This is a genomic window from Undibacterium sp. TJN19 (assembly GCF_049339485.1).
In the GTDB taxonomy this organism is placed as follows: domain Bacteria; phylum Pseudomonadota; class Gammaproteobacteria; order Burkholderiales; family Burkholderiaceae_D; genus Undibacterium.
The window spans coordinates 1-2,463 of the sequence record NZ_JBMPPL010000036.1; the positions used below are offsets into that span (position 1 = coordinate 1).

Consider the following 2,463-nt stretch of genomic DNA (forward strand, 5'->3'; position numbering starts at 1 on the left):
TCGGGAGGTCGAGCAGGGGCGGCAGGCCGGCGAGCTGGTGTTCCCAGTAACTGAGTTGGGCGGCGATGATGTTGCCGGTGAGTTGCTGGCGTTGCCAGTGGGCGTAGTCGGCGAACTGGAGGCGTAATGGGGCCAAGGGGGTGATCTGGGCGCCGGGAGCGGCGACGGTGGTGCGGTAGAGTTCGACGAGTTCTTTGAAGAAGACGCCCATGGACCAGCCATCGGCGACGATGTGGTGGAAGGTGGCGAGCAAGACGTGGTGGCCGTCGAAGCGGGTGTTAAGGACACGTAATCTGACCAGGGGTTCGTTGCTGAGGTCGAAGCAGTAGTGGCGTTCGGCCAGGATGCGGCTGTGGAGGGCGGCTTCACTGTCGATGTCTTCGACGACGACGCAGGGGCGGCCTGGTGGGTCAATGAGCTGGACGGCCTGGCCATCGACGTCGGCAAAGCGGGTGCGCAGGGCTTCGTGGCGGGAGATGATGGCGTTGAGGCTGTGGACCAGGGCGCTTTCGTCGACTTTGCCGCGTAGCCGCAACGCGAACGGGATGTTGTAGACGGCGTTCGGGGGCATCATGCGGCTCAGGAACCACAGGCGTTGTTGCGAGAAGGATAGCGGTAAGGGCGCTGTGGCATCGCGCGGGATGGCGACGATGTGTGGCAGCTGGGCCTCTTCACTATGGCGTTGCTGGTCGATCAGACGAGCCTGGGATTGGAGTGTCTGGTGCGCAAAGAGCTCGCGCAGGGGCAATTCAACCTGGAAGAGATCACGGATACGCGCGATGAGCTGGGCAGCGATTAAGGAATAGCCACCGATGAGGAAGAAGTTGTCGCGGCGGTCTATCTGGCGCTCTGCCAATTCTGTACGCTCTGTATTGTGCGCAGGCAGCAATTCTGACCAGATGGCGGCCAGCAGTTCTTCGGTAGGGCCTTGCGGCGGAATGAACAGCTTGCCATTGCCATCGCTGCTCTTTTTAAGCAGTTCGCGGTCGACTGCACCCTGATCGAGCAGAGGCAGACTATCCCAGATCTGTAGGGCCGACGGCAGCCAGTGTCGCTGGGGCGTTTGTTTCAAGCGTGCCAACAAGGCCGCCAGGGTCATCTCCGCTTCGACTGTGCCGGCATGGGCCTGGGTGAAGGCGATCCATTGTGTTTGCTGTAAGACCAGCGTGGGCAGTTGCTTGGGAATCACGCTGCGCAACAGGGTTTCGCTTTGTCTGGCCCACTGGCCGCGGCGACGGGCGCGGTTCTGGACCGATAGCGGGTCAGCATGGCAACTGCCATCCTGGCGCAGGATGACACGGTGGCCGGTTCTGATCAGCGTCTGAGCAGGAAACAAAGGATGTGGAACAGTGAGCCCGGTCTGTCTGACTGTAGCCGCAGACGCGCACAGGTGGATGCCAGCCAGGCTGAGTTCACCGGCACTGCCGACAGGCGCAAGCTGGCGACCTTCGAGGACGGTGACGGGGAAGAATTGTGCCAACTGCTGAACCGACAAGGGACGTGACCACGCTTGCAGTGCCGATAAAAGAACCTGTTCTGTGGTGCCCTGCCCTACTGCCCGTTGTCCTGTAAACCGCAGCACAGCGCGCAGGAAGGCAGTCTGGTCGAGTTCAGCCAGCAGCAAATGACCGGAGGCATGTTGAATAGAAAAACGTAAGACTGGCTGGCCGGCATCAGGGGTAACAGGCTTAACAGGGGCAGTCGTTCCGCTCTCGCCTGTTATCTCTACAAGCTTCCCTGCGTCCTCAGCTTCTTCCACAACTTCGTTCACCGCAGGGATATGGCTGGTGTCCACAGTCTCCAATACACGTACTACCCCCGCAGCATCCAGCAATGCCTGACGACGCAAAGGATTCGTGGTGGAGTTGATGATATAGGCGCACGCCCCCAGTTGCCGGATAGCCAGGAAGGCAACCAGCAAGTGCGCATCATGTGCACTGTCACTGCCCCCCACATCGGCAGCAATGCCAATGCAGTCGTTCCGGGTGAACCCTTCTTTGCGCAGTTGTCCGGCCAGCACCAGTGCCTGCTCTTGCACCTCAGTGCTGACCTGATGCAGGAGGTCTGGAGCGTGTTGGCTGTCTTGTGCTGCTTGCACTGTCTGTGCTGTCTGTTCTGCCTGCGCCAGGTAAATCTGCCTGTCCCGTTCAGTGAGCAACTGGTAATCGTCTATGCACAGTTTAGGCTGTTCAACGATCTGGCTCAGCAACAGCTGGTATTGGTTGAGGAGATTGTCGATGCTGTCCTGGGTGAACAGGTCGGTGTTGTATTCGAGTGCACCAATGAGGCCAGCCGGGGTTTCGCTGAGGTTGAAGGTGAGGTCGTAACGGGCGACCCCTTCGTGTTCTTCAGCAATGAGGGGCTGCATCTGGAGCTGGTCTAAGGCGATGTCTTCGGCAGGGGCATTTTGCAGGGCGAAGAGGACCTGGAACAGGGGGGACTGGTTGAGGTCGCGTTCGGGCT

1 protein-coding gene and 1 pseudogene are annotated in these 2,463 nt (G+C 59.9%); both read right to left on the reverse strand.

The genetic code is table 11. The features are described 5' to 3' along the window. On the reverse strand, nucleotides 1–2,158 hold a 2,158-nt coding region (locus tag ACO0LH_RS28355), incomplete at its 3' end, for a condensation domain-containing protein (RefSeq protein ID WP_422944503.1). Between the two features lie 36 nt (nucleotides 2,159–2,194). Next, nucleotides 2,195–2,434: pseudogene (locus ACO0LH_RS28360) on the reverse strand (hypothetical protein); the annotation flags it as partial. Nucleotides 2,435–2,463: the final 29 nt, after the last annotated feature.